Genomic DNA, 17409 nt, shown 5'->3' with positions numbered 1-17409 from the left:
TCCCGCCAGTCATTAGAGGTGATTACACCCATGCAAACATCGCCAACCCCAGCGCTTGGCCCGCAGGAAAGAGTCGTATTATTTGATGGTGTTTGTCGGCTGTGCTCCGCCTGGGCGCGGTTTTTGATTCGCTTTGATCGTCAGCACCAGTTTAAATTAGCGACGGTGCAGTCGCCGCAGGGCCAGGCATTGCTGCAACACTTCGGTTTGCCTACCAGCCACTACGACACCATGGTGCTGATTGAAGGCGACAAAGCCTACATTCAGTCGACGGCCTTTTTACGTGTGATGCGCCGTTTGCCCTGGCCTTGGCCGCTGCTGTGCGTAACTTGGTTAATTCCCGGCCCACTGCGCAATTGGCTATATGATCGCATTGCTCTAAATCGCTACCGCTTGTTTGGCCGTTTAGAGGCCTGCGTACTGCCCAGCAAAGATCACAATGCGAGGTTTTGGGGTGAATAGCACACGCAGCAGTTATGCGATCTGCCGTGTAACCCTGGCCTTTATCTGGTTCTACCATGGCCTGGTACCAAAACTGCTAAGCCAGCATAAAGATGAGTTGGCGATGAATATGGCACTGGGCATGTCACACGCAGAAGCAGTCAATGCTGCGCAACTGGCGGGCATCGCTGAAATCGTCATGGCCCTGTGCATGCTGGTGTTTTGGCGACAGCGCTGGCCTCTTTGGTTAACCTTGGCAGCGATGCCTGTGTTATTGACGTTTGTTTTGCTGGTGCAGCCGCAACTGGCCCTCGGTGCTTTTAACCCTGTGACTACCAATATTGCCGTGATGGCCTTAGCTTGGCTGACGCTACAACTTCAGCATGAGCAGTCAACCTGATAGCGAAACGTATAAAACTAAGGGCACCTCTGAATAATCCGGTGCACGCTCTGGATCGTCAGAGGGCTCCAGATCACGAAGCCGGTTTGCTGCTCTAGCCAGCTATAGCAAAAGTCGGCCCAAGAGCAAAAGTCGGCCCAAGAGCAAAAGTCGGCCCAAGAGCAAAAATCGGCCCAAGCGCTTTGCTTGGGGTATAAGCATCTGTGATTGTCTTAATGACATATGTCACATTTAAGCTCAGCTTAACCCGCGCTAATCTAACGCCGTCTCTGAGCCGTTCGGTGCTTGCAGGACAAGGGGGCGGCATTGATTGTTGTAGCCCCTGGATCTGATGGCCTGCAGCTCTTGTTAAGAGTGGTATCGAACGGCTCAGAGGCTTCTTTAGGGCGGTACATCGACTGCCAGTAAACCCAGAGAACCAGCACTGCTTCAGTACTTCCTAAGTATTTCGCTGGTTGCTGTCGGCGTGAGATTGAGCGATGAAAAAACGAGACATCAAAGCACTGCTACGTAAAAAATTCTGGCGCTTAACACTGCTGCGTAAATTGGCGTTTAACCGTCGTTCCTATTTATATTTAACAGGGTGGGTTGAGTCACTAAAACGTGGCTGCCCATGCGACGCCGAAGGTGTCGAGGTTCCATGGATGAACTACCCGGTCGTGAACTTTCTAAAAGAGCGGCTACATAAACATCTGCACCTGTTCGAATATGGCAGCGGCTACTCAACGGCATTTTACGCACAGCTGGTTCGAGACGTTATTTCGTTAGAGTACAACCAGGCATGGCTACAGCGTGTGGCTGACAGCGCACCTGCCAATGTTAAGCTGCTGTTTAAAGAAAAAGACGTTAATGGCGCATACTGCCGCGCCATTCATGACACCGGTCAGGTGTTTGATGTGGTCGTCGTTGATGGTAGAGACCGAGTGAACTGCATCAAGCAAAGCGCCGAGTGCTTATCGGAAACGGGCGTCATTATTTTGGACGACTCATTGCGAACGCGATATTCAGAGGCCTTCGAATACTTACGCCTTAAAGGCTTTCGCCACTTAAACATAGAAGGGCTAAAACCGGCGGGCTATAGCCCAGACCGTACCACTATTTTTTATCGTGATAATAATTGCTTGGGGTTATAGCTGCGTTTGTTCTATTACCGGAGGTCAGAGCTTAAGCTCAGAACTCCGGTATGCGGTATACTTTCCCTCAAGCGAATAAGGGACTCAGAATGGCTGTCGTGTTCTGGCTTTTCTAGTGGATTCCATGTTTATGTTAAGTGAAAGAAAACGCCCAGAGATGGCTGGCGCAGAGCAGAAGATTGGTCATATCAGCTGCTGTGCGGTGGGAGTATCGCTGACTCCTAGTACGATGAAATCGTAGAGAGTGGACGAGCCGCAGGTTCGTACTATTCGTGCAAACATGAGGCTGTTTTAATGGTGATACCCGAGAAGAGACTCGTGGTTTTCAGCCACAACGGTTAATACATATAACGCAAGCACCGTGATTTCGAGACTAATATGGAAATAAGAAGAATCAAACAAGACGATTTAGAGAGCTTTGTTGCTCTTTGGCAAGGCGTATTTGAAGAGGGGGCTTATCTCAGAAGTCCGCCACCGCCTAAAGAGAAAGTGTTATCGGTACTTGGCAAAGTTGAGAAGCTTGAAATTCCAAACTTTGTGGCCTTATCAGATGGTAAAGTAATAGCCAGTGTTGAGGCTTTTCCTGGCTCTATGTGTGGGCAAGAAGGCACAGATATTGGTTTTTTGGGTGCCCAAGTCCACCGTGATTTTAGAGGCCAAGGCATTGGCAAAAAGCTATTAGAGCGTGTTATTGCGGATAGCAAGCGCTTTGCTTACCAAGCGCTCAAGCTTGAAGTCTATGAGTCGAATATCGCCGCCAGAAAACTCTATGAAGCCTTTGGTTTTCACTACGTTGGCACAGGAGAGGAAGTGACATTACCTAATGGCGATAAAGCCCAAAGTTTAAAAATGCACCTGCTGCTGGCTCAGCAGGCAGCTGTATAAGGTCGCGTTATATGAAGCCAAGAGCCTGTGCGCTGATACTGAATGAATGCCAACAAATACTGCTGATTCATCGCATAAAAGATGGCCGTGAGTATTGGGTGTTTCCTGGTGGGGGCATTGAGCCAGGTGAAACTGCTGAACAAGCTGTTGTTCGAGAAGTTGAAGAAGAAACCAGCTTGATGGCGGAAAGCGTTAGCCTTGCATTCGAACAATTCAATGCCGGTCGCAAAGAGAGCTACTTCTTGGTAGGCACGGCACCTAGCAAGATTGAATTAGGTAATGGTCCTGAAAAGCTAAAGCAATCCGCAAGCAACGCCTACACACCCCAGTGGGTTGATATTGCAAAGTTGGGAGTCATTAATGTGCAACCAGAAACGGCCGTTAATAAACTGCAAAAGTTGCTAAAACAGGGTGCTCTGAAAGTGATAAATAGCTAGCCCTGCTTGGTTATTTGCCTGGTTATGGCTCCCGCTTTAACGCACAGCAGCGGATATTTTTTATCCACGAACGAAAAAGCCGCCCGCAGGCGGCTTGTAAGTCAGGCAAGGGGGCAAGTCCTACTGCTGGGCTTAGTGGCCCAGGTAAGAGCGATACATCCATAGCAGTTTTTCTTGCTGGGAGATGTAATCACTCATCAGCGCAGCGGTACCTTCATCGTCTGCGTCGGAAGCACTGGCCAAAACAGCGCGCTGTTGGCCAACCAGTTGGGCCAAGCCTTCAACAATGCTCTCTACGGCTGTGCGGCCATCGCTGACGTTTTTGCGTTCTTTGATGGCGGACGCTTCAATGTAATCGCTAAACGCATGGCTGGGTTGTTGGCCCAAGGTCAGAATGCGCTCGGCCACTTCGTCGACCTTGAGCAATAGGTCGTTGTACAGCTCTTCAAATTTAACGTGCAGCTCGAAGAAGTTTTCACCTTTGATGTTCCAGTGAAAACCGCGCACGTTCATGTACAAAATTTGGTAGTTGGCCAGCAGCTGGTTGAGTTGTTGCGCCAGTGCTTGGGCGTCTTCTTGCTTCAATCCAATAAATGTCTTAGTCATTCGACTGCTCCTTGTGCTGCCGTTGAATTCACTTCTATAAAAACAGGTTGGGCACGAAATGCCCAGTGAGTTATATCAATAGAAGCGATTGTCTAAATAAATCGCCGCTTGCTTTACTGCGAGCCGCCATAGCTAAGGCTTCCAAGCAAATAACAAAAAAGTATTATTCAGCCGCATGCGAACCCGTAAAATACGGCGCTTTTTATGGAGAGGCCGGTCATGGTTGAGCGATCCCCTTGGGCGTTGTTGCCCATGCTGCTGTTTTTGGCGCTGTTTATCGGCAGTGGTTTGTATCATCAGGCTGCTGGTGTTGAGTTTGCTTTTTATGAAATCTCGGCCCCGGTAGCGATTTTGCCGGCGGTGATTTTGGCATTGCTGCTCGGTCGCGGCAGCATCAATGCTCGGGTCGACACCTTCGTTAAAGGCTGTGGTGATCACACCTTAGTGACCATGTTACTGATCTTCTTGCTGGCCGGCGGTTTTGCCAGCGTTGCCAAGGCCGTGGGCGGGGTGGATGCCACCGTGAACTGGGGCTTGAGCGTGATTCCTTCCTCGCTGTTACTGCCCGGCTTGTTTGTGATGACGGCCTTTATGGCCACCGCCATGGGCACCTCCATGGGCACCATCGCTGCTGTGGCTCCCATTGCTGTGGGTCTGACCGAAGCCACAGACTTGCCGTTGTTGCTCACCGTGGGGACCGTGATGGGCGGTGCCATGTTTGGCGATAACTTATCGATTATTTCTGACACCACCATTGCTGCGACGCGCACCCAAGGCTGTTCGATGGCGGATAAGTTCCGCCTGAACTTGCGTATCGCATTGCCGGCGGCGCTGTTGACGCTGGTATGGCTGTTCTTCCAGGGCAGTGATACTCAGGTCACGCCAGGTGAAGACGCCAGCTTTATTAAAGTGCTGCCGTATTTGGCGGTGCTGATGTTGGCGGTATCTGGCCTCAATGTGCTGGTAGTACTGCTAACCGGCATTGTATTGGCGGGCGTGGTTGGCTTGACCCAGGTGGCCGATTACAGCATTACTCAATGGTCGAAAGACATTTATGCCGGCTACACCGGCATGCAGGAAATTCTGATTTTATCTCTGCTGATCGGTGGTCTTGGCGCCATGATGAAGGCCGGTGGTGGCTTGGCCTGGCTGGCGAATATGATTGACCGCTTAAGTCGTAGCAGCGAGCAGCCCAAGGCCCATCGTCGTGCCGGTGAGCTGAGCATCAGCTTAGCGGTGGCATTATCTAACGCCTGTACGGCCAATAATACCGTGGCGATTTTAATCTCAGGCTCTCTGGCCAAGGACATTGCCGAGCGCTACGGCGTCGACCCTAAGCGCAGCGCCAGCTTGATGGACATCGTTTCTTGTGTGGTGCAGGGCATCTTGCCCTATGGCGCGCAAATGCTGTTGGCGGCGTCGATTGCAGGTGTGTCGCCACTGCAGCTGGTGACCACCGTGGTGTACTGCTGGTTATTGGGCCTGATGGCGTTGATATCTGTGATGGTTGGCTGGCCGCGAGGGAAGGAAGCTTAAGGCGGCTGTTGTCGAGAATCCCCCAGCCCTGTTATAGGGCTGGGGAATTAAGTGCAATTATTCCGCCTCTAACTGCTCGGTCAGCTCCATCCACTGCATTTCCACTTCTTCCAGCTCGCCCTTAATCTGCCCTTGCTCTTGCAGCAAATGATTGAGTTCATCCTTGCGTTCAGCGTCGTACAGGCCGTTATCGGCCAGCTGTGACTCAATATCGGCCAACCGGCTGCTGAGTTTTTCCATCTGCTTTTCAGCCGCTTGCTGTTGCTTGCGGATCGGCGCTAGTCGCTGTCGGCGTTCAGCCTCCAGGCGTTTTTGCTCTTTGCGATCGACGCTGGGAGCTTTGGCTGCTGTCGCTGCATTGCCCTCTGCCGTGGCGTCACTATTGGCGGCTTGATCACGCTGCTGCATATAGTGGTGATAGTCATCCAGGTCGCCGTCAAAGGCTTGCACCTGGCCATGGTCGACCAGCCAGTATTCGTCCACCGTGGCTTTAAGCAAATGGCGATCGTGGCTAACGATGACAATGGCGCCGGCGAAGTTTTGCAGCGCTAAGGTGAGGGCCTCGCGCATCTCGATATCCAAATGGTTGGTCGGCTCATCGAGAATCAGCAGATTCGGCGTTTGCCAAGCCACACAGGCCAGCGCCATACGGGCTTTTTCGCCGCCGGAAAACGGCGCAATGACTTCCAGCGCTTTATCGCCGTGAAAACCAAAGCCGCCGAGAAAATTACGAATTTCCTGTTCACTGGCCTGGGGCTTAAGACGTTGCAAAATGGTCACGCCAGAGGCGCTGGTATCGAGGGATTCCAGCTGGTGCTGGGCAAAATAGCCCAAGCGCAGGTGCTCGCCTTCGCTGCGCTCACCGCTGAGCATAGGAATTTCTTGGCACAGAGTCTTAAGTAGGGTCGATTTACCCGCACCATTAGGACCCAGTAAACCTATGCGATGGCCCGGCTCTAACGATAATTTGCACTCTGGCAAGATGGCTGTGCCATCGTAGCCGAGGCTGGCGTGATCAATGGCCAGCAGCGGGCTCGACATCTTTTCGTAGCAGGGGAATTCAAACCGGAAAGGTGAATCGACATGGGCTGGGGCGATCAGCTCCATGCGCTGCAGCTCTTTTAACCGGCTTTGAGCTTGCTTGGCTTTGCTGGCCTTGGCACGAAAGCGGGCGACAAATTTTTCAATTTCTGCCACGCGTGTTTGCTGTTTTTCATACAGGGTTTGCTGCTGTGCGAGTTTTTCCGCACGAATGCGCTCGTAGGCAGAATAGTTGCCCGGATAAACCGTCAGCGCTTGCTGGTGCAAGTGCACAATATGGTCGGCGACGCCGTCGATAAAATCGCGGTCGTGAGAAATAAACAGCAAGGTACCGCGGTAGTTCTTTAACCACTGTTCCAACCAGACGGTGGCTTCTAAGTCCAAGTGGTTGGTAGGCTCATCGAGCAGCAGCAAATCAGAGGGCATCATCAAGGCCTGAGCCAGATTCAAGCGAATACGCCAGCCACCCGAAAAGTCTTTGACGGGGCGTTGCAGGTCGCTTTGGCTAAAGCCCAAGCCATGTAACAGTTGCTCGGCCCTTGGCGTGACTTCATAGCCCTGATGGTGGTCCATCTGGTCGAGCCATTTGGCCAGCTCATTGTCATCGCTGGCGTTGGCGATGCCTTGCTCGATGCGGCGATAATCCTGGTCACCGTCAATGGCGTAATCGATCGCGCTGCGCTCGCTGGCTTCGACCTCCTGGGCCATATGGGCAATTCGCCATTTACTGGGCAGCAACAAATCGCCACCATCGAGGCTGAGCTCGCCATTGAGCAAGGCAAACAAGCTGGATTTGCCGGCACCGTTGGCGCCGATTAAGGCCAGCTTTTGGCCATCGTGAATGCGTAAGCTGGCGCCATCGAGCAATGTTTGCACGCCGCGCAGCAGGGTAACCTGATTAAATTCGATCATAACCGTGGAGATGAAAAAAATGCCGCCGAAGTGTGCCACAGATACGCTGGATAACCCACTGTGGCAGTTTGCGCTGCACATTTATAACGATGAGGCCGTGCGTGTGCGCTTGCTGCAACTGCAGAATGAACACCAGGCCGATGTGCTGTTGCTGCTGCTGATGTTATGGCTGCAGCGCAACGAGCAAGGCTGGCCCAGCACGGAGGTGCCGCGGCATTACTGGCACTGGCGAGAGCAAATGATTTGGCCGCTGCGCCGTTTGCGTGGCCAGTTAGATAAACAAGTGCCGCTGCGGGCAAGCTTGCAGCAAGTGGAAATCGAAGCCGAGCAGCAGGGGCTGGCGTATTTGTGGCAATGGCTGCAGGAGCAGCCTCAACAACCTTCGCCAGAGCCAGCCAGCACTGCCCTCGGGCAGCCCTGGCAAGCCGACTGCCGCGCTGAGGATGCGCTGGCAGCCGAACGCATAGCGGAGTTACTCGTCGTCGCCAAATAGGCTGAAGACAGAGCCGCTGGCGCCCTTATCGCTATTCGGGCTCGCTGGGTTTTCTGCCGGCTGCTCTGGCTCGGCTGGGGTTGAACTGGGCTGCTCCACCTGAGCGGGTGTGCCGTTATCGACGGGGCTGCTTGCCGGCTGATCGACGCTCACCGGTGCTGGCGTTTGGGTTTCGGACGGCGTTTCTGCGGCATGTGTCTCTGGCTGCTCTGGCATGGTTGCCGCGGGCTGAGCCGTTGGCGGTTGCTCTGGCTTAGTCAGAGCAGGCTCTACCGCTGGCGCTGTGTCTGGCTCATTGTTTGGTTGAGCCGCTGGCGTTGGTTGGGTGGTTTTCTTTGCTGCCGGTTTGGCTGGCTTTTTAGCCGCGCTGGTCTTCTTTGCAGCGGTGGTTTTGCTGGCGGGTGCTGTGCTTGCTGCTTTGTTGGCGGTGGTTTTCTTTGCCGGCGCTTTTTTGCTGCTGCTCGCTGCTGATTTGCTGGCGCTGGCGGCCTTGCTGCTGGCCGTGGTCTTGGCTGCGGTTTTTTTCGCCGGTGCTTTTTTGCTGCTGGTTGTGGTCTTGGCGGCGGCTTTACTCACTGCCGCTTTGCTGGTGGATTTTTTTGCTGCGGCTGTTTTAGAGGCCTTGGCGGTCGTGGGTTTCGCTGCCGCTTTCGTGGCAGGCTTCGCCGCCGCTGTTTTCTTCGTTGCGCTGGCTGGCTTGGCGGCTGTGGTTTTGCTTACTGGGGCTTTAGCTTTGCGCACCGGGGCCTTTTTCGCGCTGCGGTTGAGCTGCTTTTCGGCCGCTGCGACGGCTTTGGCAATAGCGAGGCGCTGCTTTTCTTCCGCTTTCAAAGTAGCGAGCTCAGCTTTGGCATCAACCAGTACTTGTTGCGCGGCGTCTTTTTCTGTTTTGGCCAGCTCCAAGCGGGCTCGTGCGTTATCCAACTGGCGCTCGACGGCTGCGGTTTTGCGCTCTTTCCATTTGGCGCTGGCTTTTTTACGCGCTTCGGTGGCTTTTTTTACTTTTTCGGCGGCGCGCTTCTTCGCCGTTTCCGCTTTTTGCACCGCTTTTTCTGTATCACTCAGCTGCTTGGCGCGGGCTTTTTCGAGCTTGGTTTGCAGCGTGGCGATGTCCTTTTCTAGCTGCTGCACGGGGGTCAGTGCGGCCGCTTTGGCTTTGCGCGCCGGTGTTTTTCTCGCAGCAGTTTTTTTGGCGGTCGTCTTTTTTGCGGCGGCCATAAAGTGATACCTCAATCCTGTCATTGAACGCATTCGTGCAATGCCGTTGGGCGTTGCAGAGAAGTGCTGAGTTTACGGCGCTAGGTTATTCCTGCCTAGGGGCAGACGACAACGCTTTATGTTCATCGTTGGCGGCGGTTAACTGGCAAGTGATGCTGTCGAGCCAGTCGAGTAGAGGTGACCAGTCTTGCCCATCGCGCTCGCGGGCATCGTCCAAATCAACAATGCCTGAGCCGTGCTCGCTGGCCCGCACATAAAACTGGGTATCGCGGAGGGAAGTAACAAAGGGAATTTGCAGGCTGTTTAAGAAGCGCTCCAGCTTGGAATAAATAAGCGTATTCTTGCGTACTCGGTTGGCCACCACTGCTATTGGGCGCGGGTTGAGTCGATAAGGCCGCGACAGCATGACGTCACTAATGAAGCGGGTGGCAGCACGAATGTCGATGGCGGAAGGAATCACCGGAATCAGCAACACATCGGCATGTTGAATCATGTCACTCAGCTCATTGCTATGCAGGCCAGCGGGCGTATCAATCACCACTCGGCTGGTGTTGGCAGCTACGCGCAAGCTCCAAGTGCGAGTGGATACATGCGGCTGATGTTTTTTAAACGCCGCCACACCTTCAATGTTGGGTAAATAAGGGCTGCGCACTTTGAGCCAGTCCATCGCCGAGGCTTGCGGGTCGTAATCGATAAGCGCGGTCTGGTGTTGCTGGGCGAAATAGCTAGCGAGGTTGGTCGCCAAGGTGGTTTTGCCACATCCGCCCTTGGCATTGGCCACCATGACTCGAATGGGCGCGGTATAGCCCACAACGCGTGCCTGGGGGCGAAAAATGGTGGAGTTGCTGGGCTCAGTCATAAGCATTCATGCGCTGTTATACGTCCTGTGGCCGCTACCCAGCATGGCTGACACGGAGAACATGCACGGGTTTTTGTCACCAAAGCTTAGGTTATACTGCGCCAAGGTGGTAATCATGGATAGAAAAAGTGAAAACAAGAACCAAGTTTCGTATCGGGTTTATGGTGCTGTTATTGGGCGGTGCGTTGATGGGGCCGTATTTAATGAGTCGTTATTTGAATATGGGCAGCGACGGCACACCTGTGATGCGTGACGTTATTTCCACCGAGCAAACGCGGCAAACCTTTTATAAATGGCAGGATGACAACGGCCAGTGGCATTTTGGCGATGAGCCGCCCGAGGGTGTGCAGGCAAAGGCTGTGAGTGTTGATACCGCCGCTAATATTTTGCAGCCCGTTGTTGTGGCAAAAAAAGAGCCAGAAAAAGACAAAGAAGAAGAGCTGAAGCCTGAAAAAACCATGCCACTGCCGATGACGGTAGACCCGGAAGGCGTTAAAGACATGATGGATAAAGCCAAGGATGTGCAAAACCTGATGAACGAGCGCAACGAGCAGCTCCAGCAAATTCAGTAGTGCAGGTTCACTTTTGCAATTCAAACACTAAGCCGTTGGCTCCGGCGGCGCGGTAACCTCCCGCGATAAAGGCAACGTCTTCAATGACTACGCTTTTGTTAACCCAGCTATCGCGCTGCTCGGCATGCCATTGCTGTACCAGTTTGCCGCTGCTGACATCCCACAGGCTAATCAAACCAGATGTGGTACCCGTTAAGAGCTGGCGGCCATTGTCATCAAAGCGTGCCGCGCTGAAATAGCCACGGGTATTACCCAGCTTGTGCAGCAGCTGACCACTGCGTACATCCCATAATTTGCCCGAGCTGCTCATGGCTGAGGTAAACAGGACGTCACCTTTGGCGGATAGCTCCGCCGTGCGCACTTGGTTAGCATGCTCGAAGGATTGTAATTGCTCGCCGTTTTGCAGATTCCACACCTTGGCGGTTAAGTCATCACTGGCGCTGGCCGCAAGCAGGCCATTGCTGCTGAGGCTGACGTCATAGACGATGCCGTCATGGGCTAAGCGGCGCAAAATGCCACCGTTTTTGCTGTCAAACAGGGTGGCGGTGTAGTCCTGCATGGCCAGCAGAGCAAAGTCGCCATTCGGACCCAAGGCAATGTCTTCGATGTCGCCTGGCGCATTCCAAAACCAGACTGCCTCACCGTTTTCTAATTGCCACAACACAATGGTGCGTAAATCTGTAGTGGCGACGTATTGGTCTTGTGGAGAAAAAGCCAAACTGGTGAGGTTGCTATAGCCCTCGGCCATATGATTCCAGTCGTAGCGGCGCTCAAACGGCGCTAGGCTCCATAAGCTGCCGCCGTGGTGCAAGCTCCCCACCATTACATGTTGACCACTATGGGAAAACTGCATGCTATAAGCGCCCTGACGCGCGACCTCTCGGCTGCTGCTAGGGGCCTTGCCCTGTTCACAACCACTCAGCAACACACTGAGAGTGAGACAGCAAAGCAGGGCAAAGCGGTTGTCAGGCATAGAGGTTCCGTTGCTTTAACTGACTACTCTGTAGCCAGCTCACGGTGAATGTTATGCAGCTTTTCGATCAGTTGATCTTCTAACTCGAACCGCTCTTCCAGCGCTTCACCAATGCTGGATAAGTCAGCGGGCAATTTAGCCAAATCTTCTAAGCCGCAATGCTGATCGTAGACATCGTTAAAGTCGACGCAGCGAGTGGTCAGCTGATCTAGGCGAGGTACCAACTCACGCGCCAAATCTAAGCCGCCATCATCATATTCTTTGGCTTCGTTGATCAGTTGCTCATATATTTCAAAGTGACCCACAGAGCAATAATCGACCATGGCCTCACACAAACGACTGACGGCCTCTCCTAGATTATAGTCATTGGCCAATGGCTGGCATGAGCTCAGTGCGTAGTACTGAACGATCAGCTGTTTACGATCATTCAGCCACTTGTCGATTAAGCGATGAACACCGCCCCAGCGTTCTTGTGCAGTTTTGCAGTTCTCTAACATAACGTGCCTCATTCGCGGCCGTGAAAACAGCGGACCCATGTCCGCGACATGAGTCCAATATATGTGTCAGAGAAATGAAGGTGCAAGCCTTGATGTCGCTTTTATTGACCCACAATGACTTGTGCCGGAAATGACCTAATCGCGGCGCAGATTGCTGAAAAATGCAGTACCCACCACCAGAGCAAAACCGGCGTACCAGATGCGCGTCCACTCCGGCATGCTCAGGCCCCACATGCTCCAGGAGATTTCGGCACAATTGCCATTGCCTTGCAGCATGATCTTCAACAGTTCCGTCAGCGGTAGAGTATCCATCAGGTAGCCAAAGCTGGGGCCGCAATCGGGCACCTCTTCGGGGGGAAGGTTTTGCAACCACACGTGATGATCGGCACTCCAATAGCCAAAGATGGCCGCCGCTACGGTCAAGGCTAAGGTGACTAGCCGCAAGCTGTAATGATTACGCGCGAAGAACACCGCCAAACAGCCCAGGCCTATCAACAAAAAGGCCAGCCGCTGCACCATGCACATGGGGCAAGGCTCCATGTACAGGACGTACTCAAAGTAGTAGGCGGTTGCCAGCAACGCCGCACAAGTTAAAAAGCCCAGCAGGCCCGCTCGCCCCAGCCATTGCGGTGATTGCAGAAAACGAATAACAGGATTTGATGACATAAGAGTTTTTATCCAGTTTAAAGCCGTATCGAGTTTAGGACTTGCGCTGCTAAAACTAAAGCCTGTGGCCGAGCCGATGCGCTAAAATCGAGAATGCTATTAGTTTACAGGAGAGTCGATATGTTCCGTGCGGCATTGCTGGCGATCATGTCTTTGCTGTTGGCATGGCCAATCTGGGCCAGTGCTGAGGAGGAGGCTGTTGACGAAGAAAGCGCCGCTGAGGCATCAGCACAAGCGAGGTACATTCATTTGGAGCCGGCGTTTGTTCTAAATTACGGCAGCGAAGGGCGCATGAAATACTTGCGTACGGAGGTAGCCCTGCGGGTGACGGGTAGCGATGCAGCATCACGCGTCAGCCACCATAAGCCCTACATTCGCAACAATTTGGTGATGCTGCTCAGTGCCCAGGAAGGCGATGTGATGAATACCGCCCAAGGGCGAGAGTCCCTGCGCCAAGTGGCGTTGGATGAAGTACGCGCTGTGATGGTGGAGCTAGAAGGGTCGCCTTATATAGACGACCTCTATTTCAGTAATTTTGTAGTACAGAACTGACCTGCAGCTGTGTTAGCGCTGCTGATACTCGGCCAAAAACTGTGCGAAGGGCCGGTCGTCGGCGGCCTCCATCGCGTATTGCTGCTCTAGCGATGCCTCCGCCTGTTGCTGCCAGCGTTGACGCACTTCGGCGGCCAGCGGCTCAGACAAGGTCTTGCGATGCTGCAGTGCTTGCTGGCGGGTAAATTCCCCAAACTCAAGCGACTGTTCACGCAAAGCGGCCAGCACCTTCGCGGATGGCGTCAGCTCGCTATCGGCCAGCTTTAGTAACTGCTGGTTCAGGCTATCGATATGGAAGCTGTGACCATTGGCGGCATCCATTTGCTCAGCCAAGCCACGCATGCCTTCCAATACCTCGCGCCCCCAATCGACCAGGCTGCGTTCACCGTCAGCGCTTTCCAGCTGAAGGCTTGGCTTACGCCCTTCCATCAGGGCTTTTTGCTGGTTGCGGCGAATACGCAGATATTCGTCCATATCCAGCTCTGGGCTAGGTTGCAACAAACACCAAGTTAGGAACACATCCATAAACTGCATTTGCGGCACATCCAGCCCCAGAGGCAGGAAGGGGTTGAGGTCGGTGCTGCGCACTTCAATGTACTCTACGCCATATTTATCCAGCGCTTGCAGCGGCTTTTCACCATTTGGCCCAACGCGTTTCGGGCGAATATCGCTGTAATACTCGTTTTCGATTTGCAGCAAGTTGGTATTGAGCTGCTTGAAGGTACCGTCCTCATCTTGAATGCCGATATCTTCGTAGCGCTGCACTGGGATGCTGATGGCTTTGCCAAGGGTGTCGATGTAACTGTCGAGGCGGTTGTAACAAACGATCAAATCCGATTGCGCATCATTTTGATAGCCTAGGTCGCTCATGCGCAATGAGGTGGCGTAAGGCGCGTACAAGGTGTGCTTATGCAAGCGCTCAAGGTTGTGCTGCTTGCCATCAAGGAAGCTTTCACACAAGGCTGGCGAGGCACCAAACAAGTACGACAACAGCCAGGAATAACGGCGGAAGTTGCGAATCAGAGCAAAATAACGGCTGGAGATATAATCCTGCAGCGGTTGTTGGTCTTCTTCCTGCTGTTGTAATAATGGCCACAGCTCATCTGGCAACGAGAAGTTGTAATGAATACCGGCGATGCATTGCATCATGCGGCCATAGCGGTGCCATAAGCCGTGGCGATAGACATGCTTCAACTGGCCAACGTTAGAGCGGCCATAATCGGCAATGGGAATGCTCATTTCACCCTGCAAAATACAGGGCATGGAATTGGGCCAAATCATCTCGCCATTTAGCTGGCTGTAGGTATAACGATGCGCCACGTCCAAATAGGCGATGGCTTCGTGAGCACTGACAAAGACTGGGGTAATAAACTCCAGCAGCGCTTCCGAATAATCCGTGGTGATGCTGTCGTGGGTCAGTGCAGAGCCCAAGCCGCGCGGATGCGGTTGCTGGCTGATCACACCCTGACTGTCGCAACGCAAACCTTCTTTTTCAACACCGCGTCGCAGCTGAGTCAGCAGGGGTTGATGCTCTGGGTGGCTGAGCATGGCCAGCCGCTGTTGGTATGTGATCAAGGTCGCCTCGGAGTAGGAGTCGGAATCGGGAGATTATAGAGGATTGCGCTGGTCGCAGGTAAACCGGCAAATGGGCCCGCTCAGTGGAACAGCCCATTGCCGTGTTAGCACCAGTGCTTATTTACGCTGTTTGGCGTTAGCAAAGGCGGCTGCCATGGCACCGGCCATGGCACCACCGGCCGGCGCTGCGCTGCGTTGTTTCGGCTGTGAACGGCCACGACGCTCTTTGTTTTGCTCACCCAGCGAGCGTTCATTGGCTTTTTCCTGGGCGTCGTCACTCATGCGCATAGATAGGCCAATGCGTTTGCGTGGCACATCCACTTCCATCACTTTGACTTTAACGATATCGCCGGCTTTCACCACGTCGCGCGGGTCTTTAACGAAGGTGTCCGACAGCGCCGAAATATGCACCAAGCCATCCTGGTGCACACCTATATCAACAAACGCACCAAAAGCGGCGACGTTGGTGATCACGCCTTCCAGCACCATATTGGGCTTAAGGTCTTTGATGTCTTCCACGCCGTCTTTGAACTCGGCAAACTTAAACTCAGGACGCGGGTCACGGCCCGGCTTTTCCAGCTCGCTGATGATGTCTTTCACGGTGATTTCACCGACGCTGTCGTCAGTGAAGTCTGCCGCATTGACCGATTTCAATAGGCTGCCATCGCCAATCAGGCTGGCCACATCTTTGCTGAACTGATGGGCGATTTTTTCCACCACAGGGTAAGACTCAGGGTGCACGGCTGAGGCATCGAGCGGATTGTCACCGTTCATAATGCGCAAAAAACCCGCCGCTTGCTCAAAGGCCTTAGGGCCTAAACGAGCGACTTTTTTCAGCTCTTTACGGCTGGGGAAAGCGCCGTTTTCGTCGCGGTAAGCAACGATATTGTTGGCCAAAGTAGCGTTTAGGCCAGATACGCGAGTCAGCAACGGGGCAGAGGCGGTGTTAAGGTCGACACCGACCGAGTTCACACAGTCTTCGACCACGGCATCAAGCGAGCGAGCTAAGCGTGATTGGTTAACATCGTGCTGGTACTGGCCGACACCGATGGATTTGGGTTCGATTTTCACCAACTCGGCCAGCGGATCTTGTAAGCGGCGGGCAATGGAGACGGCGCCACGAATGGTCACGTCTAGATCCGGGAATTCACGCGCCGCCAATTCTGAGGCGGAATACACAGAAGCACCCGCTTCGTTCACCATCACCTTTTGCACGGCTTTTAACTCGGGCTGGGCTTTGATCATATCGCCCACAAACTTGTCGGTTTCACGTGAGCCTGTGCCGTTACCGATGGCGATCAGCTCGACGCCGTGTTTGGCAATCATGGCCTTTAATACCGCGGCCGACTCAGCAAATTTATTCTGTGGTGGCGTGCAGTAAATGGTGGCGTGATCGACTACTTTGCCGGTGGCATTAATCACGGCCACTTTGACGCCGGTACGCAAACCTGGGTCCAAGCCCATGGTGACCTTGTTGCCGGCGGGTGCGGCCAGCAGCAAATCTTTCAGGTTGTCGCCAAATACGCGAATGGCCTCTTCTTCGGCTTGCTCGCGCAGCTGGCCCACCAGTTCGGTTTCTAGGTGGTTCAGCAGCTTGATGCGCCAGGTCCATTTCACCACCTCGGCCAACCAGCGGTCTGCCGCGCGACCTTGCTGCTCAATGCCGACGTGATCGGCAATCATGGCCTCACAAGGGCTGGCACTGGTTTTGTCGTCCGGATCACCGGTGACCAAGCTAATGCTCAGAATGCCTTCATTACGGCCACGTAGCATCGCCAAAGCACGGTGGGAGGGAACATTTTTCAGCGCCTCGTCGTGCTCAAAATAATCGGAGAATTTGGCGCCGGCTTGCTCTTGGCCTGCCACCACGCGTACCGATATCTGCGCTTGTTGATGCATAAAGCGGCGCAGCTTAGCCAAAAGATCTGCGTCTTCGGCGAAGCGCTCCATCAAAATATAACGAGCACCGTCGAGGGCGGCTTTGCTGTCGCCGATGTTGTGCTCAGCATTAAAGAAGGCTTGAGCCTCTTGCTCTGGGTCTAATGTCGGGTCGGCCAGCAGCTTTTCGGCCAAAGGCTCTAAGCCTGCTTCAATGGCGATCTGGCCCTTAGTGCGGCGCTTGGGTTTGTACGGTAGGTACAAGTCTTCCAAGCGGGTTTTGGTATCGGCGGTGAGCAGCTCGCGTTTGAGCTCGTCGGTTAATTTGCCTTGCTCATCGATGCTTTTCAGAATGGTTTCACGCCGGTCTTCCATTTCACGCAAGTAGCGCAGTCGCTCATCCAATTGGCGCAGCTGGCCGTCATCCAGCGAGCCGGTGACTTCTTTACGGTAACGAGAAATAAAAGGCACGGTAGCGCCTTCGTCTAACAAGGCGACGGCAGCGTCAACTTGCTGGGTGCGAATACCGAGTTCGTCAGCAATGCGCTGGCCGATGGTGGCGTGACTCATAAACAAATACTCAAACAATCAAAAAACAGCGCCGGAGTATAACCAAGGCAGGAAAAGCGGGGAAAGACGCCGGTCGCAATTCGCGTGGACTTAGGGCGCCCCTGAATGATTCTACACAGCTCTGCTCCAACATTAACATCGCCTTTAACATCACCAGCGACATCA

Annotated in this window: 18 protein-coding genes; 9 read left to right on the top strand and 9 right to left on the bottom strand. The window is 53.6% G+C overall.

Annotated features, from left to right (window positions below):
* Window positions 1-30 precede the first annotated feature (30 nt).
* From IE090_RS12560 to IE090_RS12535, 5 genes are all read left to right on the top strand, one after another.
* Window positions 31-462 carry a thiol-disulfide oxidoreductase DCC family protein gene (locus IE090_RS12560; protein WP_189388734.1) on the top strand — a complete coding sequence of 144 codons (432 nt, stop codon included), beginning with the start codon at window positions 31-33 and terminating at the stop codon, window positions 460-462.
* On the top strand, window positions 455-841 hold the full coding sequence (locus IE090_RS12555) for a DoxX-like family protein (protein WP_229815755.1): 387 nt from the start codon (window positions 455-457) through the stop codon (window positions 839-841). The genes IE090_RS12560 and IE090_RS12555 overlap by 8 nt, the downstream gene beginning before the upstream one ends.
* Before the next feature lie 479 nt (window positions 842-1320).
* The gene (locus tag IE090_RS12545) at window positions 1321-1974 is read left to right on the top strand and encodes an FkbM family methyltransferase (protein WP_189388732.1); all 654 of its coding nucleotides are present in this window, start codon (window positions 1321-1323) and stop codon (window positions 1972-1974) included.
* A gap of 378 nt (window positions 1975-2352) precedes the next feature.
* Complete coding sequence (locus IE090_RS12540) at window positions 2353-2859, top strand: GNAT family N-acetyltransferase (RefSeq protein ID WP_189388731.1); 507 nt, start codon at window positions 2353-2355, stop codon at window positions 2857-2859.
* Between the two features lie 11 nt (window positions 2860-2870).
* Entirely contained in the window at window positions 2871-3296 is a 426-nt protein-coding gene (locus IE090_RS12535; RefSeq protein ID WP_189388730.1) for an NUDIX hydrolase, read from the top strand.
* 132 nt (window positions 3297-3428) lie between these two features.
* Here IE090_RS12535 and IE090_RS12530 read toward each other — a convergent pair whose 3' ends face one another.
* Entirely contained in the window at window positions 3429-3902 is a 474-nt protein-coding gene (locus IE090_RS12530) for a Dps family protein (RefSeq protein WP_189388729.1), read from the bottom strand.
* A gap of 219 nt (window positions 3903-4121) precedes the next feature.
* On the opposite strand from IE090_RS12530, the gene IE090_RS12525 reads away from it, so the two are divergent.
* Window positions 4122-5438: a Na+/H+ antiporter NhaC family protein gene (locus IE090_RS12525; protein ID WP_189388728.1), complete on the top strand. Its 1317-nt coding sequence runs from the start codon at window positions 4122-4124 to the stop codon at window positions 5436-5438.
* A 57-nt stretch (window positions 5439-5495) separates the two neighbouring features.
* Here IE090_RS12525 and IE090_RS12520 read toward each other — a convergent pair whose 3' ends face one another.
* Window positions 5496-7391, bottom strand: coding sequence for an ATP-binding cassette domain-containing protein (locus IE090_RS12520; protein WP_189388727.1), 1896 nt, complete (start codon window positions 7389-7391; stop codon window positions 5496-5498).
* A gap of 19 nt (window positions 7392-7410) precedes the next feature.
* Here IE090_RS12520 and IE090_RS12515 point away from each other — a divergent pair, with 19 nt between their 5' ends.
* A complete protein-coding gene (locus tag IE090_RS12515; RefSeq protein ID WP_189388726.1) occupies window positions 7411-7884 on the top strand; it encodes a DUF2390 domain-containing protein in 474 nt (157 codons plus the stop codon).
* Here IE090_RS12515 and IE090_RS12510 read toward each other — a convergent pair.
* Window positions 7864-9102, bottom strand: coding sequence for a hypothetical protein (locus tag IE090_RS12510; RefSeq protein WP_189388725.1), 1239 nt, complete (start codon window positions 9100-9102; stop codon window positions 7864-7866). The two genes, IE090_RS12515 and IE090_RS12510, sit on opposite strands and share 21 nt — an antisense overlap.
* 85 nt (window positions 9103-9187) lie before the next feature.
* Window positions 9188-9961 (bottom strand): nucleotide-binding protein, encoded by a 774-nt coding sequence (locus tag IE090_RS12505; protein WP_189388724.1) that lies wholly within the window; start codon window positions 9959-9961, stop codon window positions 9188-9190.
* Between the two features lie 128 nt (window positions 9962-10089).
* Here IE090_RS12505 and IE090_RS12500 point away from each other — a divergent pair, with 128 nt between their 5' ends.
* Complete coding sequence (locus IE090_RS12500; RefSeq protein WP_189388723.1) at window positions 10090-10533, top strand: DUF4124 domain-containing protein; 444 nt, start codon at window positions 10090-10092, stop codon at window positions 10531-10533.
* Between the two features lie 7 nt (window positions 10534-10540).
* Here IE090_RS12500 and IE090_RS12495 read toward each other — a convergent pair whose 3' ends face one another.
* The 3 genes from IE090_RS12495 to IE090_RS12485 all read right to left on the bottom strand — a co-directional run bounded on the left by IE090_RS12495 (window position 10541) and on the right by IE090_RS12485 (window position 12669).
* A complete protein-coding gene (locus tag IE090_RS12495; protein WP_189388722.1) occupies window positions 10541-11506 on the bottom strand; it encodes a WD40 repeat domain-containing protein in 966 nt (321 codons plus the stop codon).
* Window positions 11507-11529: 23 nt separating this feature from the next.
* Window positions 11530-12003 (bottom strand): sigma D regulator, encoded by a 474-nt coding sequence (rsd, locus tag IE090_RS12490; protein ID WP_189388721.1) that lies wholly within the window; start codon window positions 12001-12003, stop codon window positions 11530-11532.
* Between the two features lie 135 nt (window positions 12004-12138).
* The gene (locus IE090_RS12485) at window positions 12139-12669 is read right to left on the bottom strand and encodes a disulfide bond formation protein B (RefSeq protein WP_189388720.1); all 531 of its coding nucleotides are present in this window, start codon (window positions 12667-12669) and stop codon (window positions 12139-12141) included.
* Window positions 12670-12789: 120 nt separating this feature from the next.
* Between IE090_RS12485 and IE090_RS12480 the strand changes: the two genes are divergently transcribed.
* Window positions 12790-13221, top strand: coding sequence for a flagellar basal body-associated FliL family protein (locus tag IE090_RS12480; protein ID WP_189388719.1), 432 nt, complete (start codon window positions 12790-12792; stop codon window positions 13219-13221).
* A 12-nt stretch (window positions 13222-13233) separates the two neighbouring features.
* Here the strand turns inward: IE090_RS12480 and gshA are convergent, their stop codons facing one another.
* Window positions 13234-14796, bottom strand: a complete 1563-nt coding sequence (gene gshA / locus IE090_RS12475; RefSeq protein WP_308428507.1) for a glutamate--cysteine ligase — start codon at window positions 14794-14796, stop codon at window positions 13234-13236.
* 117 nt (window positions 14797-14913) lie between these two features.
* Window positions 14914-17244 (bottom strand): Tex family protein, encoded by a 2331-nt coding sequence (locus IE090_RS12470; protein ID WP_189388718.1) that lies wholly within the window; start codon window positions 17242-17244, stop codon window positions 14914-14916.
* Window positions 17245-17409 lie beyond the last annotated feature (165 nt).

The organism is Bacterioplanes sanyensis (assembly GCF_014652515.1).
GTDB lineage: Bacteria > Pseudomonadota > Gammaproteobacteria > Pseudomonadales > Oceanobacteraceae > Bacterioplanes > Bacterioplanes sanyensis.
This window is presented reverse-complemented; position numbering and strand designations above follow the sequence as displayed.